This is a genomic window from Arthrobacter sp. FW306-1B-F12A (assembly GCF_058781865.1).
This window is the reverse complement of sequence record NZ_JBYSXD010000052.1, coordinates 1-26,035: the sequence shown is the minus strand read 5'-3', so window position 1 is coordinate 26,035 and position 26,035 is coordinate 1. Positions and strand designations below refer to the sequence as shown.

Annotated in this window: 21 protein-coding genes and 2 pseudogenes; 7 read left to right on the top strand and 16 right to left on the bottom strand. The window is 63.1% G+C overall.

From position 1 onward, the window contains the following. Positions 1 to 103 precede the first annotated feature (103 nt). Entirely contained in the window at positions 104 to 1,135 is a 1,032-nt protein-coding gene (locus AC3WJU_RS19185) for an ABC transporter permease (RefSeq protein ID WP_492260593.1), read from the top strand. A 5-nt stretch (positions 1,136 to 1,140) separates the two neighbouring features. Here AC3WJU_RS19185 and AC3WJU_RS19180 read toward each other — a convergent pair whose 3' ends face one another. The 6 genes from AC3WJU_RS19180 to AC3WJU_RS19155 all read right to left on the bottom strand — a co-directional run bounded on the left by AC3WJU_RS19180 (position 1,141) and on the right by AC3WJU_RS19155 (position 8,196). Next, positions 1,141 to 2,037, bottom strand: a complete 897-nt coding sequence (locus AC3WJU_RS19180; RefSeq protein ID WP_492260592.1) for an NmrA family NAD(P)-binding protein — start codon at positions 2,035 to 2,037, stop codon at positions 1,141 to 1,143. A 162-nt stretch (positions 2,038 to 2,199) separates the two neighbouring features. Then, entirely contained in the window at positions 2,200 to 3,291 is a 1,092-nt protein-coding gene (locus AC3WJU_RS19175; protein WP_492260591.1) for a type I restriction endonuclease, read from the bottom strand. A gap of 80 nt (positions 3,292 to 3,371) precedes the next feature. Next, on the bottom strand, positions 3,372 to 4,514 hold the full coding sequence (locus AC3WJU_RS19170; RefSeq protein ID WP_492260590.1) for a glycerate kinase: 1,143 nt from the start codon (positions 4,512 to 4,514) through the stop codon (positions 3,372 to 3,374). A gap of 1 nt (position 4,515) precedes the next feature. After that, positions 4,516 to 5,922 carry a C4-dicarboxylate transporter DctA gene (dctA, locus tag AC3WJU_RS19165; RefSeq protein ID WP_492260589.1) on the bottom strand — a complete coding sequence of 469 codons (1,407 nt, stop codon included), beginning with the start codon at positions 5,920 to 5,922 and terminating at the stop codon, positions 4,516 to 4,518. Positions 5,923 to 6,067: 145 nt separating this feature from the next. Then, complete coding sequence (locus AC3WJU_RS19160; protein WP_284991939.1) at positions 6,068 to 7,165, bottom strand: tartrate dehydrogenase; 1,098 nt, start codon at positions 7,163 to 7,165, stop codon at positions 6,068 to 6,070. Between the two features lie 140 nt (positions 7,166 to 7,305). Beyond that, positions 7,306 to 8,196, bottom strand: a complete 891-nt coding sequence (locus tag AC3WJU_RS19155; protein WP_492260588.1) for a LysR family transcriptional regulator — start codon at positions 8,194 to 8,196, stop codon at positions 7,306 to 7,308. 189 nt (positions 8,197 to 8,385) lie between these two features. On the opposite strand from AC3WJU_RS19155, the gene AC3WJU_RS19150 reads away from it, so the two are divergent. Next, positions 8,386 to 9,921: an HNH endonuclease gene (locus tag AC3WJU_RS19150; RefSeq protein WP_492260587.1), complete on the top strand. Its 1,536-nt coding sequence runs from the start codon at positions 8,386 to 8,388 to the stop codon at positions 9,919 to 9,921. Positions 9,922 to 10,046: 125 nt separating this feature from the next. Further along, positions 10,047 to 10,202, top strand: a pseudogene (locus tag AC3WJU_RS19145) (homocysteine S-methyltransferase family protein); the annotation flags it as partial. 59 nt (positions 10,203 to 10,261) lie between these two features. Here AC3WJU_RS19145 and mctP read toward each other — a convergent pair. The 3 genes from mctP to AC3WJU_RS19130 form a co-directional block, all read right to left on the bottom strand. Continuing rightward, positions 10,262 to 11,959, bottom strand: coding sequence for a monocarboxylate uptake permease MctP (gene mctP, locus AC3WJU_RS19140; protein ID WP_332602959.1), 1,698 nt, complete (start codon positions 11,957 to 11,959; stop codon positions 10,262 to 10,264). Then, entirely contained in the window at positions 11,956 to 12,237 is a 282-nt protein-coding gene (locus tag AC3WJU_RS19135) for a DUF3311 domain-containing protein (protein ID WP_284992064.1), read from the bottom strand. Before AC3WJU_RS19135 ends, mctP begins: the two co-directional genes overlap by 4 nt. Positions 12,238 to 12,454: 217 nt before the next feature. After that, positions 12,455 to 14,944, bottom strand: a complete 2,490-nt coding sequence (locus AC3WJU_RS19130) for an alkaline phosphatase family protein (protein WP_492260586.1) — start codon at positions 14,942 to 14,944, stop codon at positions 12,455 to 12,457. A gap of 161 nt (positions 14,945 to 15,105) precedes the next feature. Between AC3WJU_RS19130 and AC3WJU_RS19125 the strand changes: the two genes are divergently transcribed. Beyond that, positions 15,106 to 16,911: a molybdopterin-dependent oxidoreductase gene (locus AC3WJU_RS19125; protein ID WP_307053937.1), complete on the top strand. Its 1,806-nt coding sequence runs from the start codon at positions 15,106 to 15,108 to the stop codon at positions 16,909 to 16,911. A gap of 26 nt (positions 16,912 to 16,937) precedes the next feature. Here AC3WJU_RS19125 and AC3WJU_RS19120 read toward each other — a convergent pair whose 3' ends face one another. The 4 genes from AC3WJU_RS19120 to AC3WJU_RS19105 all read right to left on the bottom strand — a co-directional run bounded on the left by AC3WJU_RS19120 (position 16,938) and on the right by AC3WJU_RS19105 (position 20,292). Then, complete coding sequence (locus AC3WJU_RS19120; RefSeq protein ID WP_492260585.1) at positions 16,938 to 18,134, bottom strand: type II toxin-antitoxin system HipA family toxin; 1,197 nt, start codon at positions 18,132 to 18,134, stop codon at positions 16,938 to 16,940. Next, positions 18,134 to 18,331: a helix-turn-helix transcriptional regulator gene (locus AC3WJU_RS19115; RefSeq protein WP_284992068.1), complete on the bottom strand. Its 198-nt coding sequence runs from the start codon at positions 18,329 to 18,331 to the stop codon at positions 18,134 to 18,136. Before AC3WJU_RS19115 ends, AC3WJU_RS19120 begins: the two co-directional genes overlap by 1 nt. Before the next feature lie 192 nt (positions 18,332 to 18,523). Next, on the bottom strand, positions 18,524 to 18,847 hold the full coding sequence (locus tag AC3WJU_RS19110) for a DUF6221 family protein (protein ID WP_492260584.1): 324 nt from the start codon (positions 18,845 to 18,847) through the stop codon (positions 18,524 to 18,526). Positions 18,848 to 18,894: 47 nt separating this feature from the next. Further along, a complete protein-coding gene (locus tag AC3WJU_RS19105) occupies positions 18,895 to 20,292 on the bottom strand; it encodes an ammonium transporter (RefSeq protein WP_492260583.1) in 1,398 nt (465 codons plus the stop codon). Between the two features lie 383 nt (positions 20,293 to 20,675). Here AC3WJU_RS19105 and AC3WJU_RS19100 point away from each other — a divergent pair, with 383 nt between their 5' ends. The 3 genes from AC3WJU_RS19100 (at position 20,676) to AC3WJU_RS19090 (ending at position 22,871) form a co-directional block, all read left to right on the top strand. Further along, entirely contained in the window at positions 20,676 to 21,413 is a 738-nt protein-coding gene (locus tag AC3WJU_RS19100; RefSeq protein WP_492260582.1) for a glutamine amidotransferase, read from the top strand. Between the two features lie 28 nt (positions 21,414 to 21,441). Continuing rightward, positions 21,442 to 21,747, top strand: a complete 306-nt coding sequence (locus AC3WJU_RS19095) for a putative quinol monooxygenase (protein WP_059389390.1) — start codon at positions 21,442 to 21,444, stop codon at positions 21,745 to 21,747. Between the two features lie 173 nt (positions 21,748 to 21,920). Then, positions 21,921 to 22,871: a serine hydrolase gene (locus AC3WJU_RS19090; protein WP_492260581.1), complete on the top strand. Its 951-nt coding sequence runs from the start codon at positions 21,921 to 21,923 to the stop codon at positions 22,869 to 22,871. Positions 22,872 to 23,167: 296 nt separating this feature from the next. Here AC3WJU_RS19090 and AC3WJU_RS19085 read toward each other — a convergent pair whose 3' ends face one another. From AC3WJU_RS19085 to AC3WJU_RS19075, 3 genes and pseudogenes are all read right to left on the bottom strand, one after another. Beyond that, positions 23,168 to 23,800 (bottom strand): hypothetical protein, encoded by a 633-nt coding sequence (locus AC3WJU_RS19085; RefSeq protein WP_492260580.1) that lies wholly within the window; start codon positions 23,798 to 23,800, stop codon positions 23,168 to 23,170. A 334-nt stretch (positions 23,801 to 24,134) separates the two neighbouring features. Then, the gene (locus AC3WJU_RS19080) at positions 24,135 to 25,598 is read right to left on the bottom strand and encodes an aromatic amino acid ammonia-lyase (protein ID WP_492260579.1); all 1,464 of its coding nucleotides are present in this window, start codon (positions 25,596 to 25,598) and stop codon (positions 24,135 to 24,137) included. 92 nt (positions 25,599 to 25,690) lie between these two features. Next, positions 25,691 to 26,035, bottom strand: a pseudogene (locus AC3WJU_RS19075) (urocanate hydratase); the annotation flags it as partial.

The window sequence follows — 26,035 nt, the reverse complement described above, 5'->3', positions numbered from 1 at the left end:
TCTTGGCATCGCGGTATTCATATTCGCCGACAGCATCGTTGGGGCAGGCATAAGTTCATACTCAAACAAGATCAGCACCAACTCCGCACTGAATTATGTGGAGGTGACTTCAGTCGGTCCAGACTCAGCTCGCGAGATCACTGACGACTCGTTGTCCCGGTTCGACCAAATCGATCATGTGGTGGGATCCTTCGGCTGGGCACAAATTGACCTCGCCATAGAGGACCCAGCGAACTGGCCGTCACCGAACAACCCAGGCGCGTTCATGGGTACGCCATTCATCAGCGGCATCACCCCGAAAATACTGCTCGGCGATGTCTCCGAAGACGGCCCTGGGGAAGGCCAGATCCTGCTCCCCGACAAGGGTCAGGGCCAGAAATACACCGAGCTGCTCGGCAAGGAAATGAGCTTCGTGTATACGAAGGAAATCGGCCCCGGCAACGGCGAACCCGTTTCCATATCGCTCCGCGTCTCAGGTATCTATGACAACTCGTCGCCGCGTACGGATGGCGCACAAGCTGCCTACGTCTCCAGCAAGGTACTTCAGTCAACACTCGCCAATGCCCGGCCAGCCACCAAAACGCTGGTCTATCCCCGCGCATATGTGCGCGTTGACTCAGCGGATGAAGTGGTCAACGTGCAAAACCAAGTCCGAGCCCTCGGGTACTCCGTGAACAGCGTAGCGGGCCAAATCCGGTCCCTGTCAGGCCTCTTCGCTCTTCTTGCCCTTGTCAGCTGGGTGATCGGTGGCTTCCTGATCATCTTTTGCCTCGGCGTCGGGGTGTCCGTTGGCGGCAGTTGGATCAAGCAGCGGGCCCGCGAAGTGGGTCTCCTTAAAGCCATCGGCTGGTCGGGGGCCTCGATAGCAGGGGTTTACATGGTCGAGTTGGCTGCAGTGGGCCTCATCATTGGCGTGACGGGGGCGCTCCTGGGAACTCTTTGCTCCGTCATAGGAACGGCGGTCTTCAACGGACTGCAGCTCGACCTCCTGCCGGTGACCGCATGGGCCATGCCCAACTGGCTGCTCGTGCTCGGAGCACTCCTCTTCGTTCCTTTGTTCTTGTGCCTTGGAGCCCTCGGCCACGTCGCAAGACTTGCCCGGCTCGACGCGGATTCCTCGCTGAGGGACCTGTAGATCCCCTAGTGCCCCAGACTCCGAGCAAAGCGCGCGACCGCGTTTTCCGCCGTCGGGGGCGGTCCGAATACTTCGGCTTGGCGCGAAGTGTCCGCGACGTATTTGCCGGTCTCGAACCAGGCGAGCATGGAGTTCATGTCCTTGACCATAGGGACGAAAGGTCCCATTAGCGCGCCCAGCGCGTGAACCAACCCGGCCGGCATCGAGCGCACGCGGACCTGCTCACCCGCAAAAGTCGACGCGAGGTCCGCGATATCCTGCATGCTGACAGCTCGGTCCCATCCGATGTCGATCCGCTCTCCGTCGGCGACGTCCGCGTCGACCGCGGCGGCGAGGTAACCAGCGAGGTCAGAGGTGAGCACGAAGGTCAGCGGGACGGTCTTGGTGCCGAACCACGTGAGGCGCTTCTTCTCGAACGGGTCTCCTCCCATCTGGGTAATCTGGTCGAGAAACGCGCCGGGGCGAAGTGCGACAAACGGGACACGCAGTTCCTCCAGCTTGTCTTCCGTGAGCTTCTTGTGCCAGAAATGCGGGACGTCCGGTGTCTGGTCCGAGGTGAGAATGCTGACCAGAATGAATCGCCTGACACCCGTCCGGCTCGCAGCGACGGCTAGGTTGGTGTTGCCGGTCGTGTCGATCTCCAAGGCCCGTTTGTCCCGGCGGGTGTACCCGGCCGCGGAGGTGATAACGGCGTCGGCCCCTGTCATAGCGGCGACGAGAGAGGCAAGGTCGAGCATGTCGCCGCGGGCAATATCGACACCTTTGGCCTCGAGCTTGCTCGCGTCCGATCCTGGCCGGACCAACGCCCGGACGCTCTTTCCCCTTGCGAGCAGTTCATCGACCACTTTGCCGCCGACATGGCCGGTGCCGCCGACGACGAGGACCGGTTTGGTGTCAGTCATGGAGTGCTCCTTCGTGCAGGGACGAAGACCAAGCCTCGCTCGGCCAGTCCGGTGACAAGGCTCTTACAACTCAGTTCGAGACCCTCCGAATATATCGCGCAGCGGATTGCTCGGCGAGACACGCGAAACGGACATCTCGGACCACCGCTCTTACGGCAGCAATTACAGGTAGCCCTTCACACTGGCGCGAAGAGCGTCAGCGTGTTCGTAGATGTCTTCAAGGGAGTCGATGGGAACACGCCGTTCCTCTTTGTGTTCGTCGAAGGGTCCGATGTACTTCTGTGTTCGGTTGAAATGCAGGCGTGCTATCGGCCTGCGGTTATTGTCATCCAGAAGTACGGCGAAGTACGACTTGGCATCGCGTTGGAAGACCCTTGAGGGCTTTACGTCGCTGCATACGATCGCCCGGACAATCTGGTAGCCCTCGATTTCTTCGAGTGTGGTCTCAATACCATCGGCCTCGGCGAGGTCGGATTCAACCACCGGCTCACTCGTCACCTTCGGAAGAATTGCCGAATCGTCGATCTGCGTAAAGGTCTGAGAGCCGAGGGCCTTCTTAAGACGTTCATTGGCCTGATCGTTGAGAAACTGCTTCGATGCCTTTTTGACGAGCGAAGTGAACTGCTCGCGCACACGCTGCGTATATGGGCCGGTGTACACCCGTGTGGTCAAGAACTTGACCCACTCGTTTTCAGGCTCGCGGAACTGGGCGGCAAGTGTCCGTTTTAGCTCGCCGATGTATTTCAGTTCGCCAGCTGCGTTGATGATCGAGTCAAGATCGAAGACATCTTTTGAGAGTTTCTGGAGTTCCGGCAGGAGCGAATCATCGATGTCATTGAGATCCAGCACCAAGAACGGCTTTTCGTCCATACGGTTCGGAGCATCGAGATCAGTGAAGAACTGATACACCTCGCCATTGGTGAGTATGGCAATCCGCGCATTTGTGACTGCAAAGTAGCGGAATAGTTGGGAAGCGTGTTCGATCCTTACCGGTCCAATGGACTTCTTGCACTCGATGAGGATCTGTATCTCGCCATCCTTCACGATGGCGTAGTCGATCTTCTCGCCTTTCTTGATTCCCACATCCGCTGTGAACTCCGGCACGACCTCAAGAGGGTTGAAAACGTCGTACCCGAGGATCGTTGAGATGAACGGCATGACGAATGCGTTCTTCGTTGCTTCCTCGGTCTGAATAGCCTCGCGCTGCTGACGCACCTTTGCGGCAAGCGCCGAGAGCCGTTCTGCGAATTCCATGTGTCCCCCTTGACCAATCCGACATTGAGCCAACCGTAGACCCGCGGCAGCAAGAGATCACGGAAGTCGGGCGTGTCTGTTTACGTGCCACCTAAGCGCCCAAGCCCCTCCCCAATCTCCCGCCCGATCCGCCGCAGCAGTTCCACCGAAAGCCCAGGATCCTTCGACGAGTCCAGATCCGTGTAGTCCGTCAGCGTGTAGACGCGCGAGAGCGACATCTCGGGCCACCGCTCCCGCGGCAGCAACGAGCGGCCCGCGACGGCGATGATCGGCCGGGTGCCCGAGCGGCGCGCGACGGCGGCCGGCAGCTTTCCGGCGAGGGTCTGCTCGTCGATGCTGCCCTCGCCCGTGATGACGACGTCGCAGCCGTCCTTGCGGGTGTCGAAGTCCAGGAGGTCCAGGAAGTAGTCCGCCCCGGATACTTGAGAAGCGCCAAGCAACAGGCACGCAAAGCCGATCCCGCCGGCGCTTCCGGCGCCGGGATGCTCGGCAAGCGACGCCGCACTCTCAAACCCGCCCGAAGTGAGCACAGAGACAAAGTGCGTCAGACCGGCGTCAAGCGCTGCAACATCCGCAAGCGATCCGCCCTTCTGCGGACCGAAAACCGCCGGCGCACCGTCCGGCCCGCAGAGTGGGTTATGCACATCGCTCGCGACAATCAGCTCCACACCAATCAGCCCAGGAGGCGCATCCACAGAATGAACAAGCCCAAGGTTCCGCCCGTTGCCCTCCAAAGAACGGCCGGAAGCATCGAGGAAACGGAAGCCCAGGGCGGTGAGCATGCCCATTCCTCCGTCGGTGCTCGCGCTTCCGCCCAGCGCCAGCACGATCCGCGCCGGCCTCAACGAAAGGGCAAAGAGAACAGCCTCGCCAAAGCCTCGGCTCGACGCATCAAGCGGCAAGAGCCGCCCGTCCGGCAACAGTCCCAAACCGCAAGTATTCGCCACCTCCACAACAGCAGTGACGCCGTCGAACGCGATGCTCGCCTTGACGGGTTGTCCGGTCGGCCCCGGGACCACCAAAGCGTGGCGGGCAAACCCCGAGGCGACGGCGGCATCCACGCTGCCGTCACCTCCGTCCGCCAGCGGCAGCAGCTCACACTGCACCGCTCCGGCGGAACGGAGCCCTGTTGCCAGGGCGTCCGCCACCTCGCCGGCGGTGAGGCTGCCTTTGAACTTGTCGGGCGCGATGAGGACGCTCATCGGGGCAGTTGCGTTGCTCATGTCAGATGGATTCTGAGTAGGCGGGACGGCGGTCGGCGGGCTGAAAAGGCTCGACGGCGGTAGCGGGCGCGGGAATTTCAACCGCCTGAATCGGCTCCACGACTTCGCCCGCGAAGACGCAGCGGACACGGTCGGCGTCGAGGGTGCGGTCCCACCAGGCGATGAACAGCGTCGCGACAGCGTTGCCGGTGAAGTTTACGAGGGCGCGGCATTCGGACATGAACTTGTCGATGCCGAAGATGAGCATAATGCCCGCGGCCGGGATGGTACCGATGGTGGCCAACGTTGCGGTGAGGGCGATGAAACCGCCGCCCGCGACGCCTGCAGCACCCTTGGACGTAAGCAGCATGACGGCGATGAGCCCCAACTGCTGGCCGATGCTCAGGTGCGTGTTGGTGGCCTGGGCGATATATACGGCGGCCAGGGAAAGGTAGATCGCGGCGCCGTCGAGGTTGAAGCTGTAGCCGGTAGGGACAACAAGCCCCACGGTCTCCTTCTTAACCCCTGCGTGCTCGAGTTTGCGCATCAGGCCCGGCAGTGCAGGTTCGGCGGTCGAGGTGCCCAGAATGATCAGGTATTCCTCTTTGAAGTGCCTGATCATCGTGAAAATGTTGAGCCTCAGGAAGGCCATGACGGAGCCAAGGACCACCACGACAAAGAGGATCGAAGTGACGTAGAAGAGTGCGATCAGCCCACCCATGCTGGTCAGGGAGGACACGCCGTACTTGCCGACCGCGAAGGCCATGGCGCCGAATGCACCCAGCGGCGCAGCCTTCATGATGAAGCCCAGGATCTTGAACATCACACCGGTGAGCCGCTGCACGCCGTCGAGCACGGGCGCGCCAAGCTTGCCCATCGCGTTCAACGCGATGCCGAAGACAACCGCGATGAAGATGATCTGGAGAATATCGCCCGCAATGAAGGGCTGGACCATGCTTGTGGGGATGATATTGGTCAGGAACTGCCACCATTCCTGGTGCGCCCCGGCGTCGATGAGTTTCGCGGCGGCATCAGTGGTCTTGATGGTGCCGGCCGCGGCGTTGACGCCCTCGCCCAGCCGGAAGATGTTGATCGCGACAAGGCCGAACACGAGCGCACAAATGGTGCCGAGTTGGAAGTACGTGAGGGCCTTCAGGCCCGTCATTCCGACCTTCTTCAGGTCCGCTACGCTCGCGATCCCGCCGACGATTGTCAGGAAGACGATCGGGCCAATGAGCATCCTCATGGCATTGACGAACGTGGTCCCGATCGGTTCCATGGCGATGCCCGCGGTCGGCGCGAGCCAGCCGAGCAGGACGCCAATGAGAATGGCGGTCAGAACCCAGAAATACAGTTGCCGGTACCACGCTGTTTTGACGCGCCGGGTCTTGGGTGCCGGAGCTGCGCCGGCTTTGTTGATGTGTTCCATGATTCCTACCTCATTGTGGAATGTCTGTGGAGAAAGTTGGAGGGTAAGCGGCGTCCCGGAATCCCGACGCGGGCTTGCGACCGTTGGGAGGGGAAACGCCGCGTACGACGGCGGCCGGCCGGCCGCCGTCGAACGTCACCGGACGTTATACGGCGGCGAGGCTGTGGCTGATTGTTTTGATGATCGCTTCGGTGACGTCGTCCGTGGTGGCTTCGCCGCCGACGTCGCGGGTCAAGAATCCGGCGGCTGTGGTCTGTTCGATGGCCGCCTCGACCAGGCGCGCTTCTTCGTGCAGGCCGAAGTGGTCCAGCATCAACGCGGCGCTGGCGATGGCCCCGATGGGGTTGCTGATGCCCTTGCCTGCGATGTCCGGTGCGGAACCATGGACCGGCTCAAACATCGACGGGAAGCGGCGCTCCGGGTTCAGGTTGGCGCTCGCGGCGAGGCCAAGGCTGCCGGCGAGTGCCGAGCCGAGGTCCGAGAGGATGTCGGCGTTCAGGTTGGACGCGACCACCACCGACAATTCCTCCGGGTGGAGGATGAACTTGGCGCTCATGGCGTCAACCAGGACGCTCTCGGTCCGGACGTCAGGGTAGTCGAGGGCGACGCGGTTGAAGGTTTCGTCCCAGAGGACCATGCCGTACTGCTGGGCGTTCGACTTGGTGACGGACGAGACCTTCTTGACCGTGCGGGTCCGTGCGAGATCGAACGCGAAACGCATGATGCGCTCGCAGCCCTTCTCGGTGAACAGCGCGGTTTGCAGCGCAACTTCGTTGCCCGGGCCGCGACCGCTCAGGTTGCGTCCGCCAAGTCCGGCGTATTCGCCTTCGCTGTTTTCGCGGACAACGATCCAGTCGAGCTCGGTGTTGTCAGCCTTGCGGAGCGGGGACTCGATACCGGGGAGGAACTTGACCGGGCGGATGTTGGCCCACTGGTCGAAGTTCTGGGTGATGTTCAGGCGCAGGCCCCAGAGGCTGATGTGGTCCGGGACGTTCTCCCAGCCGACGGCTCCGAAGTAGATGGCGTCGAAGTCCTTGAGGGCGTCCAGGCCCTTGGGGTCCATCATCTGGCCGGTCTTCTCGTAGTAGCCGCAGCCCCACGGGAATTCGGTCCATTCAAAGGCGAACTTGCCGTTGGAGTTTGCGGCCAGGGCGTCCAGGACGCGGCGGCCTGCGGAGACAACTTCCTTGCCGACGCCGTCTGCGGGGATTGATGCGATGCTGAATTTCTGGGTGGCGCTCATGCCTACCTCCTCGTTGAGTTTGTTAGCAGAGTCACACTGCCTTCCTCTTCAAGTAGACGGGCGGCCGGTAGGTGGCGTCCAAGACTTAGTTTCGATACGGCTGATAGGCAGCGCCTATCTTTTCTCTGCAGTAGAGCGCGCTAATCTTCGGTCTGCTCCGCAGCGACCTGCAAGAACGCCTTGGCCGCGGGAGTGAGGTTGTCCTTGCGGCTGAGCACCGCGACGTCCAGGTGGCTCACTGGTTCGATGAGCATTGTGCGCAGGCCGGCTTTGTGCGCGGTAGGAGCCCACGACGACGGCATCACCGCGTGCCCGACGCCCGCCAAAACGAGGGGCAAGATGGAGGTCCGGTGGGCGACTTCGACGACGATCTCCACCTGTACGCCGTGCGCCAGCGCATCATCCACGAGCCAACGCATGAGGGAGCCTCGCTGGCTCGCAATGATGCGCTGTCCCCCGAGATCCTCACGTTGGATGGCCGATTGCTCGGCGCCGAAGGTGTCGGCCTGCGGGTTGACGATCAGGATGAGCGGTTGTTTTTCGAGTTCGAGGACCTCGACGCCGGGGACCAAGATGGGCGTAGGCGAGCCGGCCAGCCCGATTTCGGAGCTGCCGTTCCGGACTGATTCGGTCACTTCTTCGGGCGTGAAGGCAGCACTGACGTTGAGCCGGACTGCGGGGTAGACCTTGGTGAAGGCGGCGATCATAGACGTCAGCGGCTCGATGCCCGGCGAAGGCATAGTGATGATGTCGAGCCGGCCGCTCCTGATGCCTCGGAGTGACTGAACAGCTGATTGTGCGGCGTCGAGGTCCCGCATGACGAGTCTGGCCGGCCCGACCAATTCCTTGCCGGCTTCGCTGAGGACCGCCCTGCGGCCGATGCGGTGGAACAGCGGAACGCCGACTTCCTTCTCGAGGCTCGCGATGGTTTGGGAAAGCGACGGTTGTGCGATCAGCAGATGCTCGGCGGCGCGGTTGAACCCGTCATGGTCGACGACGGCGAGGAAGTACTTTAGTTTTCGTGTGTCCATGATGGGGCTCCTCTGGCTGGACTTCCGAATCGATCGATAGCCTACGCCTATCAGTGGCCCGGGCGACGGCCGGGCTGTCTGGTGCCCTTCGCTGGCCCACCCCAAAAAACCGGGCCCCTTCCCAAGATTTTTCGCCCGGGCGTGGTTCTCGGGCCTAATAATGTCAGACCCCTTTGCGAAGCTTTTCCTATGGATGGCAATCGGGGAACACAGCTGATCGGAGCGGTCGCGCCAACCGGCGACGCGGTTCCGGAGGCTGCTGGCCCGTGCCTCCGGGTGCGCGAGTTGATCGATGCCGTGAGATCGCTTCGCCCGGCCGCTGCCTTTGCGCCGTCCGGCGGCACCGAACATGGCGGCTTCGCTGAACTTGCCGACACGGCCGAATTGATTGACCTGTTGCGTGGCCTGGAGGATCTGAAGTCAGCGGCCTCAGCCGCGCAGGCCCGGATCGCTGTCACGTTCGATGCCGCCCAGCGCAGCGCCGAGGCGGCGGCAGGTGTGCCAACCGACGAACGCGGCCGCGGCGTGGCCGCCCAGGTGGCTTTGGCCCGGCGGGAGTCGCCCGCCCGCGGATCCCGGCTCTCCGGACTGGCGAAGGCGTTGGTCACAGAGATGCCGCGCACCCTGGCCGCCTTGGAATCGGGACAGCTGAACGAATGGCGCGCCACCCTGTTGGTGAAGGAAACAGCCTGCCTGTCCGCCGAAGACCGCTGCGCCGTGGATGAGGAACTCGCCGCCGACACCGGAACCTTCGACGGCGCCGGAGACAAGGCCATCATCGCCGCGGCGCGGGCCGCGGCCTACCGGCGCGACCCCCGCTCCGTCACGCAACGCTCGGCCCGTGCCGCCGAGGAACGTCACGTGTCCCTGCGCCCGGCCCCGGACACCATGACCTACCTGACCGCCCTGCTTCCCGTCGCCCAAGGCGTGGCCGTGCACGCGGCCCTGACCCGGCACGCCGACACCCTGCGCTCAACCGGGGACACCCGGACCCGGGGGCAGATCATGGCCGACGCGCTCGTCGAACGCACCACCGGCACCCCCGGCGGGATCAGCGGGGTTGAGGTCCAGCTCGTCATGACCGACCGCACCCTGTTCCAAGGCGAGAGCGAACCGGCCCGGCTCCCCGGCTACGGGATCGTGCCCGCGGGTTGGGCGAGGACACTGCTCGCCGAAGGACCCGGCAGCAGGCGCGGCCAAACCGAACCCGGGCAGGACCTAGCTGGCGGGTCCGGGGACCCCGATCTCAAAGTCTGGCTCCGCCGCCTCTTCACCGCCCCCGGGACCGGGGAACTGGTCGCCACGGATTCCAGGGCCCGGCTGTACCCGGCAGGGATGCGGCGCTTCATCCAGGCCCGCGACGACACCTGCCGAACCCCCTACTGCGACGCACCGATCCGGCACTTCGACCACATCATCCCCTGGCAAAACGGCGGACCCACCACTCTGGCCAACGGGGCGGGCCTATGCGAAGCCTGCAACCACACCAAAGAACTCCCCGGCTGGACAGCACAAACCAGACCAGCAAAAACCAGGACAGCAAGAACCAGCCCCGGCGGGCGGCATGTCCTCGAAATCCGCACCCCCACCGGACATACCTACCGATCCACAGCACCACCCCTGCCAGGAACGCGTTTGAACGGAGACCCGCCCGTCATGGCGGCACACTATTTCGGGGACCTGTTTCGTGGGCGCCACCAACGAGAACTCCGCCAACCAGCCTAGGCAAACAAACCCGGGAGAAGGATCGTAGGGTCAAGCTATGGAAAGCAAGGGCAGCCGCAGCGCCAGCTTGTCGTGCCTGCTCGATTCGGGTGCAAACCTGACAGTGGATGGTGCTCTCGCCACCGGAGTATCGGGGCGACTACGTCCTCACCCAGCGCGAGTTCAAGGAGTTCCACCGGCCGCGCATCGGGGCGCTCGTGGGGGCGGAGGTGGACCTGCTGGCCTGTGAGACACTGCCTTCCTTCGCGGAGGCTGAGGCCCTGCTGGCGCTCGTGCCGGACGACGCCGCGGGATATCGCTGCTGTGGCAATGTCGATGAAGCGCTAGCGCACAGATCCACTCAGAACGCTGGACCTCCCGTTTCGCCCAGTGGGTACTCGCGTTGGAGTTGGGCAACCTTGGGATCGTCCTCGTCAGCCCCGTAGTCCGAGTTCCGGGTGATGTCCTTCCCGTCGGGGAGCTTCATCGCGCGGAAGACCAGCGATAGGACGGCAGCAACAATGAGGTTGATGGCAAACGCGACGACCGCGATGTAGACCTGCACATTGGTGCCCGGGATGGCGGCGATGGAGCCGCCGAAGTTGGCCTTCGTCACGGGGTTGACCACGTTGTATGCCGCGACGGTGCCGTAGATGATCCCGGCGACCCACCCTGCGAACAGCGCCCAGCGGTGGAACCATCGGGTGTAGAGCCCAGCCACGATCGCCGGGAAGGTCTGCAGGATCCATATACCGCCGAGGAGCTGCATATTGATGGCGGCGGACTGGTCCATGGCGATGACGAAGATCAGCGCCCCGAACTTCACCACGAGCGAGGCGATCTTGGAGACCTTCGCTTCCTGCCGTGGGTCGGCGTCGGGCCGGATCAGGTCGCGGTAGATATTGCGGGTGAACAGGTTGGCGGCAGCGATCGACATGATGGCCGCCGGGACCAAGGCGCCGATGGCGATAGCCGCCAAAGCGATCCCTGCAAACCACGAGGGGAAGTTGTCCAGGAACAACTGCGGAACTACAAGCTGTGGATTGACGGCACCGTTCAGGTCAATCGGCTTGGTGCCCGCAGAGATGGCCGCGTAACCCAGGAGGGCAAGGAATCCCAGCATGAGCGAATACAGCGGAAGGACCGCGGCGTTCTTGCGGATGGTGTTCCTGCTCTTCGTCGCCAGGACTCCAGTGACCGAGTGCGGGTACATGAACAACGCCATGGCCGAGCCAAGGGCCAGCGTCCAGTACGCGGAATAGCTGGCGGCACCCGGGATGAAGACGCCGGCGGGCTTGCCCGTGGCCGGGCTGACGGCGTCGAGTTTCGTCTGGGCTGCACCGAAGATGTTGTCCCAGCCCCCGAACTTGATCGGCAGGTAGATCACAGCGACGATGACCGCGAGGTAGATCAGCAGGTCCTTCACGACGGCGATGAGCGCCGGCGCCCGAAGGCCCGAGGTGTAGGTGTAGGCGGCCAAGACCACGAATGCGATGATCAGCGGTAAGTCAGTCAGCAGCACATTCTCAGCGCTCCCGAGACCCAGCACGGTGAGCACCGCCTTGATGCCGACCAGTTGCAGCGCGATATAGGGCATGGTCGCAACGATGCCCGTGAGGGCCACAGCAACCGTCAGCGCCCTGCTGCCATAGCGCCCGCCAACGAAGTCCGCCGGCGTGACGAAGCCATGTCGGTGCGAGACCGACCACAAACGGCTCATCAGCAGGAAGACGATCGGGTAGAGCACGATCGTGTACGGCACCGCGAAGAAACCGCTCACGGCGCCAGTGGCCCACATCGCCGCCGGCACCGCTACGAACGTGTAGGCCGTGTAGAGGTCCCCGCCCAGGAGGAACCACGTCACCCAGGTTCCGAAACCGCGGCCACCGAGGCCCCACTCATCGAGACTGTGCAGGCCCGTTTCCTTGCCCGCGCGCCAACGCGCCGCGAAGAAGCCCAGCACCGCCACCAGGATAAAGAGCACGACGACGACGGTGAGCGCGACGCCGTTGACGGGCCGATCCCCCGTGGTCGCCAGAGGGACGGCGAGCCCGCTCATTGTTCTTCCTCCCGAGTGCGTGCGCCCCGCGCGACCTCGCGGCGGCGACGGTCTTCCTTGGTTACCAGCCGGTAGGAGACGCCCACCATGGCCGCGGTGATCGGAACCCAGAGCATTTGGTACCAGTAAAAGAACGGCATACCTGCGAGCCGCGGCTGGTCAATCGAATACGCCGGGACGAACAGCGGAACCAGAATGGAGATGGCCAGCAGGATTCCGGCCGCAATATACGGACCGGGCCTTGCGGGCCCCCGGGTTGGCACATCGGGAGTTGACATGGACGCCTCCTCGTAGAGACGGCCCCCGGAGCGGGATGGGCTTCCCGGGACGTGCCGGTGGCCTGGCGGACCATATTTGTACCGGTCCATCAACAGAATAGATTCTGGACTAATTCTTTGACAGGGGAGTGTGCCCGTTTTTTATCCAAGGCTCAGCGCAGGCGCGGCGAAGGGCGGCCACCCGATTCTCGTGACCGCCCTGCCAAAGAGGATCTGGCTAGCCGTCAGGATCCTTCGCAGCCGGCTGGCTGCTGGAACCGGAGCCGATCACGCTGTGTTGGGGTTCGGGCATCTTCGAGTCAGCACCGTTCACTGACTGCCAGATGGACTTATTGAACAGCTGCTCATCGATCTTGTCTTCGGTGGCAGTGTCCTGGGTGGCCACCTGCGGGGCCATCGGAGCGTTTGCCCCGTTGACGGTGGTCATGTCGTAGCTGGGCTTGAGCGCGGTGTACGGCGTGTTGTCAGGCTTGGCCGTGAACGATGCGTTCATGGGAGTGGCGAACGCGTCGAACTGGGTCAGCGGACCGATGCCGGCAATGAGGCCGACGGTACGGACCATTGACGCCGTGCTGTAGAAGGTCGAATCGACTTTCCCTGTCTGGGTGTAGGGGCTGATGGCCAGCGCCAAGGTGCGGTGCGCATCCACATGGTCCGGGCCGTTCTGAGCGTCATCCTCCGTGACGAAGATGGCGGTGTCCTTCCAGGCGGAAGAGTGGGACACGGTGTCCACCAGCTTGCCGAGCGCGTAGTCGTTGTCCGCGACATAAGCCTTTGGCGTGGGGGCGCCAACACGGGTGGCTTGGGTGTGGTCATTCGGCAGGCGCACGAACTGGACCGTGGGAACCGTTCCGGATGTCACTTGGGACTGGAAGTCCTTGGCCCATTCTTCAATACGTGGGGTACCGCAGCCAGGCTTCAGCGGCGCGAACGATCCCGCCGAATCAGGGCAGTTCAGGTCGTAACCGTGGTAGTTGTGGTCGGTCTGCGCATCCAGGACGGGGTCCGCGGCGTTGAACGTGCCGGCATTATTGGAAACGTAGAAGCCGTAGTTGCGGAAACTGACGCCTGCCTTGGCGAGCCGCTGCCAGACATACGTGTTGTCAGGCTGTTGGGCCGCGATTTCAGGGGCATTTCCTTCGCTGGGATACGGTGCCTTGCGACCCGAGTAGTTGGCCGGCCACATCTGCTCGGCGTACGGGTTCGAGTTGGCAGAGGCCACCCAATTCCATCCGTTGGCGCTCACTTCAGCATCGGCGTAGAAGTTGTCAATGGTGGTGAACTTCTTGGAGAGGGCCCGCATATTCGGTGCGGACTCATCGCCGAAGAGGTTCAGTGAGGGATCCCCGTTGCCCTTGCCGAGGCTCCCAAGCACCTGGTCGTAGGTGCGGTTTTCCTTGACCACGTAGATCACGTGTTTGATGGGACTCTCTTGACCCGGTTGGCGCGGGATGATGTTGCCGCCGGCGGTGTCCGGGCGATTGTTGTTTTTGACCTGCTCGGTGGCCTTCTGCAGCTGACCGCCCTCCGGCACGCTGAAACTGCTCAGTGTGCCAACGATCATCGATCCGCTGTACTGGTTTTCGGCGGCCGGAGCGGTTGACTCGGGGTTTGGGTGGCCAGGTCCGTTGTTTGGCCCGGCGCCTAGCCCTTTCGCGTTGGTGACATGCAATGTCCCGTCGCTGAAGGCCAGCGAACTCGGGTACCAGCCCACGGGCACCACACCAGCGACTGCCTTCTGGGCGAGGTCGACGACGGCGACATCGTTGTTACCGGAGTTGCTCACGAACAGGCGGTGGCCGGCTTCGTCCAAGGCCAGTCCGGTGGGATTGGTCCCCACCGGTGCGCCCTTTTCAGGTGCGACGCTGATATTCGTGCTTGTACCGGCGGCGGTGTCGACAACCGAGACGGTGTCGTCGTCGCCGTTGGCAACGTAAAGCGTGTGGCCGCCCTTCGACAGGACGGATTTGTTGGGATGGAGACCCACCGTGACGGTGCGGGAAACCTTCGGTTCGGCGCCTGTGATGTCCACCGCGGAGATGTCCGAGGCGCCCTGGTTGGTGACGAACGCCGTCGTGCCGTCCGGGGAAACGGCGACCGAAAGCGGCCGGTGACCGGCCGGAGTCGTCGAGACGCTGCCATTGGCGAGGTCGACGACGGACACGGCGTCAGCGAGCTGATCTGCGACAACCAGCCGCTTGCCGTCGGGCGTGATCGCCAATCCGGCCGGAAAGAGATTGACTGCCTTGCCCGCGGGCGTCGTGGTGGGCAGCTGGATGGGCGCCCCTTCGGCCAGCTTGCCGCCGGAGTAGCCGTAGGTGCGGATTTTCGAGTTTGCTGCCGCGCTGGCGTAAAGCTTGGTGCCGTCGGGGCTCCACGCCAAGCCCATGTAGAGGGATTCCGGGGACTTGTAGGAGATGGTCTGGTCTACCTCGTGGTCTGCGAGATCCACGAGTTGCAATGACTGCGTGCCTTGACCGTTGTTCGTGACGGCGAGCCGCTTGCCGTCGGGGGAGATGGCGGAGTTCAGCGGGAGGTCCCCAAGTGAGGTCTGCTGTCCGGTCGGCGTGACGCGCATGCCGATTGAAGTGACTGCCGTTCCGTCCTCGTGGGGGCCGGCGAAGGTGGAGACCGCCGCGAACGCAGCGCTGCCGACCAGCACACAAGACAATGTTCCGATGATGACCGGGATTGTTTTGAATTTCATGGTCCCAAAGCTAGGAGCCCTGAAACACGTTGGTCCGACTCGCAGGGAACCATCAGCTAAATCATCAGTGAACTGATGAAGCGGGGCGGGACAGTGTGGATTCGCCAAGGGCGACGATCCAGTTTCATCATCCAACCCCGCCGGGGTCTAGGCTCGGCCTCATGACAGCTGACAAACCGATGCCGCAGGATCCGATGCAGGACCCGCAGCGGAGGGGTCCGACGTCGCAAGCCGGACCCGGTGCCGAGGGCAGCTTCCGGAGTGAATTGAAGCGCGGGGAGGACGTCATCGACCCGATGACCTTCGCCGGTTCGCTTCCGCAGGATCGCGGCATCGCCCCGCGTGTTCGGATCAGCCCCACCAAGTGGTTCAATCTGCTCTGGTTGATTCCGATCGGCTTCGTGCTGCTCATCGTCGCGGTCGCCGTCGCGAAAGGGATCCGCGGGCTGCCGCCCGTCGAGTCGTTCCTGAAGACCTATCCGGGAGCCTCAAAGCTGCCGGAGGGCGCCCCCGTCGGCTTTCCAGCCTGGCTGGGTTGGCAACACTTCCTCAACATGTTCTTCCTGATCTTCATCATCCGTTCGGGTGCACAGATACTCACGGACCACCCGCGACTCTATTGGACGCGACATTCGACGCCGGGACGGGATTGGTTCCGGGTACAGAAGCCAGTACCCGAAGATCCACTGTGGACGGCTAAGAAGGATTCGATCAGCCTCCCTCTGCAGGTCGGCCTGCCAGGGCTACGGCACTCGATCGGGCTCGCGCGCTGGTGGCACCTTGGGATAGACACGCTATGGCTGGTCAACGGAGTCGTCTTTTTCGTGCTGTTGTTCGCGACGGGCCAGTGGATGCGCGTGGTCCCGCTGAGCTGGGACGTCATCCCCAACTCGATCTCGGTTGTCATCCAATACCTCTCCTTGGAATGGCCTACCGAGAGCGGATGGACCAACTACAACAGCCTGCAACTGATCGCCTACTTTATCACGATCTTCATCGCTGCACCCCTGGCCCTCATCACCGGGCTAGGCATGTCCCCGGCGCTCTCCACGCGGTTTCGGCGTATCAGCTCGGTCTTCAACATCCAGATGGCACGTTCCTTGCACTTCCTGGTGCTGTGCTGGTTCCTGTTGTTCATCGTCCTTCACGTGGCTCTGGTTCTCACTACCGGGGCGCTGGAGAACCTCAACCACATGTACGCGGGGCGCAACGACCAGTCTTGGACGGGGTTCTGGATTTTCGCTGCCTCGATGGTGGTCATCATCGTCGGCTGGGTCGCTGCTACTCCGCTCACCATTCGGCATCCGCGGCTCGTCCAGAGGGCCGGTTACGCCCTTATCGGCCCGGCACAGCGGTTGTTCGAGCACATCGACTCACGCCCGGGGCAGTACACGGAGAAGGACATCTCGCCGCGCCTCTGGCTGAACGGCCAGTATCCCGAATCCGACGAGTACAAGAATCTCTTTGACAACGATTTCCGGGACTACCGCTTGCGCATCAACGGGCTCGTGGGCAATCCGGTCGAGTTGAGCCTCGCCGAGCTGCGAGCAATGGATTACCACGAGCAGATTACGCAACACTTCTGCATCCAGGGCTGGTCGGGAGTAGCCAAATGGGGAGGGGTGTCGATGCAGGCCATCCTCGACTTGGTCAAGCCGGCACCCGAAGCAAAGTGGGTGGTGTTCTATTCGTTGGGTGAGGGGCCGGATGAGGGCGACTACTACGATGCGCATCCGATCGAGCAGATGGGCTATCAGCTCACCATGCTCGCCTATGACATGAACGGCGCGCCGCTGTCGTACGGACACGGGGCGCCACTTCGGCTGCGCAACGAAGTGCAGCTCGGCTTCAAGATGGTCAAATGGATCAAGGGCATCGAGTTCGTAGCGGACTTCTCCGACGTGGGTGGCGGATTCGGCGGCTACAACGAAGACTACGAGTTCTTCGGATACCGGCAGTCGATCTAGCAGGCCTCAGAGTGTGGGTGCGCCAGTCAGCCCGCCAGCTCTCCTCTCCGGAACCTCAACTCCCGCAGGGCGCCTCGGAGCTGTGACCCAGTGAACGGTAGGTCCTCCAACTTGACCTTCCCAGAGGCTGACAGGGCCAATGTATTTGCGGCGGTTGCGGCGCGTTGTGGTAGGCCGAGGGCGAACGCGAAATCGGCCCAGTGCTTCGCCTTGAGGTTTTTGGTTTTCCCGGACAACGGCAACGCGAGCGAGTCGTCTCCGTATAACAGCGTGCATGGAATGTCATAGATCGGGGCCATAACGAATCCTCCGTGCCGGTCCCCGAGGATCGAGAGATTCTTGGCATGGAGATCGCCGTTCCCGGTCAGCCAGGCAAAGACGAACTGCAGGTACAGATTGCGGCTTGCCACGAGTGGGGCCTTGCACTGCCCGGCCAGCGCAGCAGCGACGTCCTCCGACGTCACGGAATACTTGGAAGCCGGTGGCAGGCCCATGACCTGGGCTCCGTCTTCCATGGGTAGGCGCACCCAGGAGCGATCCTTGTCCTGCACGCGGTCGAAGCGTTCCACCAGCAACCCAGGCAGCCCGTGCATGTCGGCGATGATATGGCTCTTCGCTACAGGGATCTTGAGATCCTTGGCGGCGGAAAGGTGCAGCGCTTCGTTTACCAGCAAGTGTGCGTGGTTGGGCGGGTCGAGTTTGAGCAGATACCGCTGCCCCCGGAGAGACAGTGGCGTGGTCAGCATGGAGGCACTTGCCTTGTCCTGCACTCCGGGGATGGCATGGCGGTCCACTGCATTGGCGAGGGCGGCAAAGTCCAATTCCTCGGGCCTGGATGTGTCGGCAAGGGGTGCCGGTTCGGTGGGAATTTCGCCGCTAGGGACCACTTGGACGTCTCCTGGCACGTCGGCGCCGACTGCGAGCAGGAGGGTGAGTTCGTCGTCGAAGCTGGTTTTGGTAGCGTCCCTGAGCACGCTCAGCCGATGCCCCTCCGGCAGCAGGCCCGCGAAGAACGGCGGAAGAGCGCCAGCGGGAGTCTCGACGGGATGGTCCGTCACGGGCAGCGAACTGGCAACCGCGGGCAAACCGGATGTCAGGTACTCCGCCGCGTAGGAAAAACTGACCCCGCCCTGGCCAGTGCGGGCAAGGTGGCCCGCCAGGACGCCGCCTTTGTGAACGTCCGCTGCACGAACGAACTTCAACTCCTCGAAATCGTCGGCCATCAGACTGCTGCCATGTGCAGGCCGACGGCGTTGGCTACGGCCACGACGGCCCCCAGCGAAGGATTTCCGGTGGCGGTCTCAATCGCCCGCACGGTCCTTTCGGAAGTCCCGGCAAGGTCGGCAAGGTCAGCTTGCGTGATTCCAGCCTCTTTGCGGGCTTTCCGGATGGTGGCCGCAATCGCCGCTAGGTCTTCCACGAGTCTCCGATGATCCGGCACGATGTTGCCGATTTGACAGTATTCTTGGTCAATTCTGAACCATTTTGCCAAGATCGGCAAGATGCTGCCGAAAGTAATGATTTTGCTTGTTGTGAAGCCGTCAAAACCTCATTTCGGCAAGATCTTGCCGATTTGTGCTTGGAAGCCTAGTCCGCGATGGGCGGGCCGGGGCTACGTCTCCGCCAGCCATTCCGGTTCGAAGTCCGGATGGTCCGAATAGGGCAGCGCGAGGGCATTCAGAGATTTCGTGGTCCATTCGATCGATTCCGGGATCCACTGGGGGGTGTCCCCAAGCGTGCCGAGAACCATCGTGGCCAAGGCCGTTTGCCGCGCGGATTCCACGATCCTGAGCAGTCTTCTTTTTGATTCGCATTCCAGGAGAAGACGTCGCTCGTACCATTTGCCCGCCTCGGACACGGAACGGTCGCCAAGGAGTTTCCGCGCCGCAGCCTCGTCCTCTTTCAGGCGGTCCGAGAGGAAATCGACGATATCCACAAATTGAGCGTACGCGTCCCTTGCAGTGGCGGAAATGCCCGCCTCGCCTAAGCCGGGTCGGTTTGCTTTTCGCGCTGGAGCTCGACGGCGGCGGCGGGCGACGAGGCGACGGCGGCGGCACGGGCTGAAACCGGGACTGCCGAAGCGGCTCGGGCCGTGACGGGGATGTTGACGTGGGGGAGGGCGGCAACGTGAGGGATGGCGTTGAAGTGGCTCCGGGACATGCTGCCGAACTCGTAGGCGGTCTCGGCGTGCTCTGACAAGTCCACGCCAGCCACCTCGGCTTCGTGGCTGACCCGGAATCCAACGGTCTTGTGGATGACCAGGGCGATGATCGCCGTCATGATTCCAGATACTGCAAGGGTGACAAGAATGGCGACGATCTGCGCCACGAGCTGCTGGAGTCCGCCTCCGTAAAACAGTCCTCCGCCCTTGCCGTTTACCGGCAGCGCGATGAATCCGAGCGCGAGCGTGCCCACGAGCCCGCCACCAAGGTGGACGCCCACGACGTCGAGGGAGTCATCGAAGCCGAACTTGTGTTTCAGGTCGACAAACACGGCGCAGGCTGCGCCGGCCACCAGACCCAGGCCAAGGGCTGCGGCTGGAGCCACGTTGGCGCAGGCCGGAGTGATAGCCACGAGGCCGGCAACGACGCCGGATGCGGCGCCCAAGGATGTGGGGTGGCCGTGCCGGATCTTCTCGGTGACCAACCAGCTGAGCATGGCACCAGCCGGGGCTACAAGGGTGTTGACCCAGATCAAGCCGGCCTGCGCCGACGTCGTGGCCGCGCCGGCATTGAAACCGAACCAACCGAACCACAAGAGGCCGGCGCCAAGCATGATGAAGGGGAGGTTGTGCGGGCGGTGGTTCGGGTCTTTTCCAAAGCCGTGCCGCTTGCCCAGGATCAACGCTAGGACAAACGCGGCAGCGCCGGAGCTGATTTCCACCACTGTGCCACCTGCGAAGTCAATCACCTGGCCGAAAACCGAGCTGATGGCTCCGCCGGGGCTGAGCAGGCCGCCGCCCCAGACCATGAAAGCCAAGGGACAGTACACGAGGGTGATCCAGATGGGGACGAAGATGACCCAGGAAGTGAATTTGGCGCGGTCGGCGATAGCGCCGCTGATCAAGGCCACGGTGACGATAGCGAACGTAGCGCTGAAGCCGAGCTTGATGAGATCGGTGGAACCGACCAAGTCCGCCGAGCCGAAGCTGCTGAACGGGTTACCGAAGATCCCCAGTACGCTCTTGCCGCTGATCATCGAGTAGCCCCACAGGATCCACACGGCGCCTACGATTCCCGCGGAGATGAAGCTCATCATGATCATGTTGAGGGAGGCCTTGGCCCGGGTCATGCCGCTGTAGAAGAGGCCGAGTGCCGGGGTCATGAGCAGTGCAAGTGCCGCCGACACCATCACCCAAACGTTTTCCGCAGTGATATCCACGTGCGTTTCCCTTCTTATCGGAATGCCTAGGAGGGCCGCCGTAGCGTGGCCCCGTTCTTCCCCTGCCCAATATTTCCGGTTCCGTGTTTCAAGCAATGCGAGGAAAAATTGCGGGGACGTTACATAACTTGCCTCGGCGTGAAGAACGCATGACGGGCATGTTTCGGGAATGTTAACGGCCCCCCGGCGGGGACGCGAGGCCACCTGGAGAGGGTGGCGAGGATCCCCGTGATTCCGCGGATTCCCGAGTCAACGGAGGTGAAATCCTTTCACCCGGCCGGAATTCGGGACATTTCTCGCACGTGAACGGCGGCTCACCGCACCGAAAAGGATGTTTCAGCCGAACGCTGGCGCGTCACGGGTACCGGGCGCACACTTAGCCTGTGAAGCCGTTTCTCCTGCTCGCATCTCGCGCCGAAGACGCCGCCGCCGAGGAAGAGTACCAGGCGTATCTTCGTTTTGGAGGGCTCGCTCCCGAGCAGCTACAGCGCATCCGAATGGAGGCGGGGCCCTTGCCGCCGCTCAGGCTCTCCGACTATTCCGGCGTGATCGTGGGAGGCAGCCCCTTCACTTCGAGCGACCCGCCGGAGCACAAGAGCCCGGTCCAGAAACGGGTGGAGAAGGAACTCGCGCAGTTGCTGGACACGATTGTTGCCGCCGACTTTCCCTTCCTGGGGGCCTGCTACGGAGTGGGAACCTTGGGACTTCACCAGGGGGCCGTGATTGACCGTACCTATGGTGAAGGACTCGGCGGGGTAACCATCAAACTCACAGCGGAGGGCATCCAGGACCCGCTCCTCCAAGGCATATTCGAGCGCTTTGTCGCCTTTACCGGCCATAAGGAAGCCTGCACGGTCCTGCCGGGGCACGCGGTGCTACTCGCTGGTTCGGCCGCCTGCCCGGTGCAGATGTTCCGGATCAAGAAGAACCTTTATGCCACTCAATTCCATCCGGAGCTCGACGCCGAAGGCCTCGTCACGCGGATCGACACCTATCGCCACGCCGGATACTTCCCGCCTGAGGCTGCTGAGCAGCTGATGGCCGACGCCCGGAAGATCACGGCGACCGAACCAATGAAGATCCTCGGCAACTTTGTCCGCCGGTACGCGATTCCCCAATAACGTCGGAGGAATGAAGCACAATGGGCCCATGACTTTTGCAAACGTAGGAAGCCTCGGCACGAAACCCGGCCAACGCGACGCCGTTGTGTCCATCCTGCTCAGACCGAAACCGGAGCTCCGGGGCGCGGGCTGCCTCCTCTATGAGGTGGGCGTCAACGAAGAATCGCCGGACACGGTCTTTGTCTGCGAACTCTGGGAATCGGCGGAAGCACACCAAGGTTCGCTGAAGCTGGACAGCGTCCGGGCCGCGATAAGTGAGGCAATGCCACTGCTGTCCGGTGAGATGGGCGGCACCCGGTTCACGGTATTGGGCTCGCCGATCCGTGACGCCTGATATTCACCCAGGCGACACGTGGCTGATGGACAGGATTTTCATAGCTCTCACATAGCTGCGGTAGCTACGGTTGGTTCATTATGGAAGAGCGAGAGCCCCGTCGTCCCGGCCAAGGGTCCGGACGAAAGAGAAGTCGGTGGAACAGCTGGAGTCCCCGCCGACGTCGATCGGCCTTGCTGACAGCCTTCGCCGCCATTCTGGCCTTGACCCTGACGGCCACGGTCTACTCGGCTGCGCACGCCCGCTCATCCGTCTCCCGAACCGTGTCGGCGGTAGCCAGCGCCACGCCGTCGGCAGCTGTTCCAACCGCCTCCCCGACGGCAGCGGCCCCGACGACGGCAGCCGCCGCACCGCCGTCGACCGCGGCCGAGACTCCGAGCGCCGACCCAGCCGTCGCCGCTCCCGCAGCCGCAGCGCCGGCCGCGCCGGCTACCGGCGTGACTCCCGCGTTGGACTCGGAGATCAACGCCATCATCGACGCGAACAGCCAGTACCAGATCGGCGTCACCCTGATCGACCTGTCCGATGGCTCAAGCCATCAGTACGGGGTCCAGGCGCCGTTCGAGGCAGCAAGCACCGCAAAGGTCCTGGCTGCCGCCGCGTACTATCACCTCGTCGAAACGGGCGCAGTGTCCCTTGACGATCCCTTGGGCGACTATACGGCTGGATTCCAGATCAAAGAGATGATCCAGGACAGCGACAACGACTCCTGGTCCTTGATCATGGACGCGGTTGGCTTTTCGGAACTCCAGTCCTATGCCGCATCGATCGGCGTCAGCTATGACCCCATGAACAACACGCTGACTCCAAGCGAAATGGCAAGCATCATGGCCGGGCTCTACGGCGGGAAGCTGTTGAACCAGCAAGACACCGCACAGCTCTTGTCCTACATGCAGAACACAAACTACGAATCGCTCATCCCCGCCGCGGTGCCAGCCGGAATCACTGTTTTCCACAAGTACGGACTGCTCGACGACGAACTCCACGACGCCAGCATCCTCACCAACGGGACCAACTCCTACGCCTTCGTGGTCTACACCAAAGGCCAGGACGAGAGCGATATCCCGGCCCGCACCGACATCTTCCACCAGCTCACCCAGGCTGTGGTGAACGCCCTGTTCTAAAGGGAGGCGTTCCTACCTTCAGCATCATGACGCCGGCCGTGCAGTCAGATTGACTGCGCGGCCGGCGTCCTTGTTCCCTTATGGGCGCTGAGCGCCTGTCGCGATGCTATCTATATACCTCCCTTCTGCATGGGGTCGGGCCAATTTCCTATGATCCGGCCGGTTGATGTCTTCGTGGCCCGGATTGCGTGGTTGCTACTGGTTTGGACTTGCATTGTCTTTCTCCTGACTGAGACTTGGTCCCGCGCTGTTTAGCGCAGATGGTCGTGCCTGCCACGGGGACAGGGTTGACCTGTTCAGTCGGGAGTTGACCCCGGATCGAACGCAGGTTCGGCTGCGGGGACTTGCCCACCGTCGGGGACGGGGCTGCTGTGGAGCGGTGGCGCCAGTGCACGTTGTTCAGGGAGGTCCGCCGCGCCGTTGGCGGCCGAGCCGCCTTGCGATTCCGACGTCGAGCCAGACTCTTGGGGCGGTGCCACCGGAGGGAACTGTTTGCCGGGCGGAGGGCCGCCCGGAAGCTGAGGCATTTCCGTCGTCGCCAGCACTGCCGGGGGCAGGACAACAAGGTCGGCCAGAATGAATCCGGGGATCCGCATGCTCGTCGCCGCTCCGCGTCCGGGGATTGGCAAAAGCGTGGGATATGCCAACGCGTGTTCGCTTTCGGCCCGAGCCCTCAACGGAACGCCCGGGACGGCGCCGATTGGAAGGCCTCGTCCCGGAGGATCCAGGACACCAGGCAATGGCGGCAATGGCGGCGGCAAGGCCGGCCCTGGAGGCAGTTGGGGTACCGAAGGCAACCCGGGCAACGCCGGAATTGTGCCGACCACCGTATCAACCAAGGAGCTCGCGGGATCGGTGAGCGCGGTCACAAGGCGAGTCGCCGTGGAGCCGGGCAGTTGGCTGACCACGGTTCCGGGAAGGGCAGACACTTGCGTCGGACTAGGAATGGCGGACAACAGGCCGTGGGCCACTGGCCCGATCGGATCGGGCAACGGGGACGGGAGCAGGGAGGATGAAAGGGGAATGGTTGGAGCTGAGGGAACGGCAGGGACAGCCGGAATCGTCGGCAGGACGCTAGCTGCCTGCGAAGGACCGGCCAGCCATAGCAACCACGCCAATGCGCCAAAAACGGCGAGAAGAACGGGGCGAACCAAAGAAACGCGACGGCACCCCAGAGACCCAGCCAAACACGCCACCTCCCCAGTGCGGTGTTTGGATATTAAGGTACGCCCGTCCGGGGCGACAGTAAATAGCTAAGCACGCTTAGTGACCGAACTCCGGAAGGATCGCCAGGTGGGACGCGGCATCGACGTCGGGGCGGAGATCCCGGTCCTGCACGTCGGCGGGCAACGATAGACCGGCGTCGAGGGCTTTTCGGAACCGAGGACTCGTAAATTCTCCTCGTGTCCTGCCCTGCAGCCTGAGCGCCCGCGATGCGCAAAGGAGTTCGATGCCAACCACCGTAGAAAGCGCCCGCACGGTGGAATCCATGCGGGAGCTGGCCACGCTCGCGAAGCTGGCATCCTCTTCGGCGCCCAACGAGAGCACCACGGTTTGCAGGCTCACGGGCTGGGCATTGGCCCGAATTCGGCCCACCCCTGCGGCTGCCACGTATTCCAGCATCATGACGCCGGACTGGCCGGCGTCGTCGCCCGCAAGGAATCGGTGCAGCCCCGTGTACGCCGGGTCGCAGAGCAAGCTGATCCTCCGAAGGTTCGTGGCGCACGCCGCACCGATGGCCAGTTCCAGGGCATCAATGCGGCGGGCGAGGTTGGTCATCTGGAAGAGGCCGTGGTGGGCTACTCCATTGCTGCCCTCCTCTGCGGAACCGAACACGAGGGGGTTTTCATGACCGGCCACAACCAAGCGTTCCAAAAGGGTACCGAGCGCGTCCAACTCCTCGACCACCGAGCCGAGGGCCTGAGGCAGGGTGCGCAAGCAGTACGGGTCTTGGATCCTCGCAGGCGCACCGCTGCCTTCCACGAGGCCGAGCAGAACCCCAGCCACCTCGGTGACTGCGGGCGAATCAGCTGCCCGCGCGACTTCAGGGCTCAGTGCCTCGGGATTCCCGGACATTGCAGCGAAGGACAAGGCGCTCACCGTGGTCAGGTTTTCCACGAGCGTGGCGAGTCTTTGGTGGGCGAGTGCGGCCTGGGCGATGGTGAGCGCGCTGGAGCTGATGAAGGGAAGTGCATCCTCGGTGGCCCAGGTGTCCAGAGGCGCGGGGACGTCCTGGCCCTCCATGGTGGGGCGCTCGCCGAGGAGGGTGAGGGCCGTTCCCGCCAGCGCGGCCAGGTCCGCCGTGCCGATTCCGCCGAATTCCCGCACCTCCGGCAAAGCGTCGGCGTTGAGCATGTCCACCACTGCGTCGGCCACAGACGGGCTGATGCCGGACGAGCCCGCGGCAAGCTGGGAGAGCCTGATGACAAGCATGGCCCTGACGGTTTCCCGGTCAAGGACGCGTCCGGCGTCGACGGCATGGCTGCGCAAGAGGTTCAAGCCGTGGACGTTGGCGTCCTTGTTCGCGGCGTCCAGTGCCACGGAGCGGTTGGCCCCGACGCCTGTTGACCGCCCATAGACGGGTCGGGACAGTGCCGTCGCACGAGCGGACCGTTGGGATGCGGCCATCCGGTCAACCGCCGACGGCGCCAACGTCACCTTTGTTCCGCCCCCTGCCACGGCCACGATGTCGCTCAGGTGCAGCCGTTTGCCGTCGATTTCGATCATGGAAGTGATCCTTCCTCAGATGTGCAGTTGACCTTCCCAACTAGCTTGCAGTTGTTGTCGTTTTGGGGTCCCATAACGACATCTAATGCGAGTTAGTTGGGGGTGTGGGGTCTGGTTAGTTGGTTTCCGTCATGGTTGGGGTCCATGGGGATGCGGACGCCGCGTTCGTGGGCGACTTCGATGGCGCGGTCGTAGCCGGCGTCGGCGTGGCGGATGACGCCCATGCCGGGGTCGTTGGTGAGGAGGCGTTCGAGTTTCTGGGCGGCGAGCTCGGTGCCGTCGGCGACGGAGACCTGGCCGGTGTGGATGGAGCGGCCGATGCCCACGCCGCCGCCGTGGTGGATGGAGACCCAGGTCGCGCCGGAGGACGCGGCGGTCAGGGCGTTGAGCAGGGGCCAGTCGGCGATCGCGTCGGAGCCGTCCTTCATGGACTCCGT

Bases quoted from the DNA above. Each gene is read 5' to 3' on its own strand.
- AC3WJU_RS19095 (WP_059389390.1), top strand. From the start codon at position 21,442: ATGACTTTTGCAAACGTAGGAAGCCTCGGCACGAAACCCGGCCAACGC.
- AC3WJU_RS19080 (WP_492260579.1), bottom strand. From the start codon at position 25,598: ATGATCGAAATCGACGGCAAACGGCTGCACCTGAGCGACATCGTGGCC.
- AC3WJU_RS19175 (WP_492260591.1), bottom strand. From the start codon at position 3,291: ATGGAATTCGCAGAACGGCTCTCGGCGCTTGCCGCAAAGGTGCGTCAG.
- AC3WJU_RS19130 (WP_492260586.1), bottom strand. From the start codon at position 14,944: ATGAAATTCAAAACAATCCCGGTCATCATCGGAACATTGTCTTGTGTG.
- AC3WJU_RS19120 (WP_492260585.1), bottom strand. From the start codon at position 18,134: ATGGCCGACGATTTCGAGGAGTTGAAGTTCGTTCGTGCAGCGGACGTT.
- AC3WJU_RS19150 (WP_492260587.1), top strand. From the start codon at position 8,386: ATGGATGGCAATCGGGGAACACAGCTGATCGGAGCGGTCGCGCCAACC.
- AC3WJU_RS19125 (WP_307053937.1), top strand. From the start codon at position 15,106: ATGACAGCTGACAAACCGATGCCGCAGGATCCGATGCAGGACCCGCAG.
- AC3WJU_RS19135 (WP_284992064.1), bottom strand. From the start codon at position 12,237: ATGTCAACTCCCGATGTGCCAACCCGGGGGCCCGCAAGGCCCGGTCCG.
- AC3WJU_RS19180 (WP_492260592.1), bottom strand. From the start codon at position 2,037: ATGACTGACACCAAACCGGTCCTCGTCGTCGGCGGCACCGGCCATGTC.
- AC3WJU_RS19155 (WP_492260588.1), bottom strand. From the start codon at position 8,196: ATGGACACACGAAAACTAAAGTACTTCCTCGCCGTCGTCGACCATGAC.
- dctA (WP_492260589.1), bottom strand. From the start codon at position 5,922: ATGGAACACATCAACAAAGCCGGCGCAGCTCCGGCACCCAAGACCCGG.
- AC3WJU_RS19160 (WP_284991939.1), bottom strand. From the start codon at position 7,165: ATGAGCGCCACCCAGAAATTCAGCATCGCATCAATCCCCGCAGACGGC.
- AC3WJU_RS19170 (WP_492260590.1), bottom strand. From the start codon at position 4,514: ATGAGCAACGCAACTGCCCCGATGAGCGTCCTCATCGCGCCCGACAAG.
- mctP (WP_332602959.1), bottom strand. From the start codon at position 11,959: ATGAGCGGGCTCGCCGTCCCTCTGGCGACCACGGGGGATCGGCCCGTC.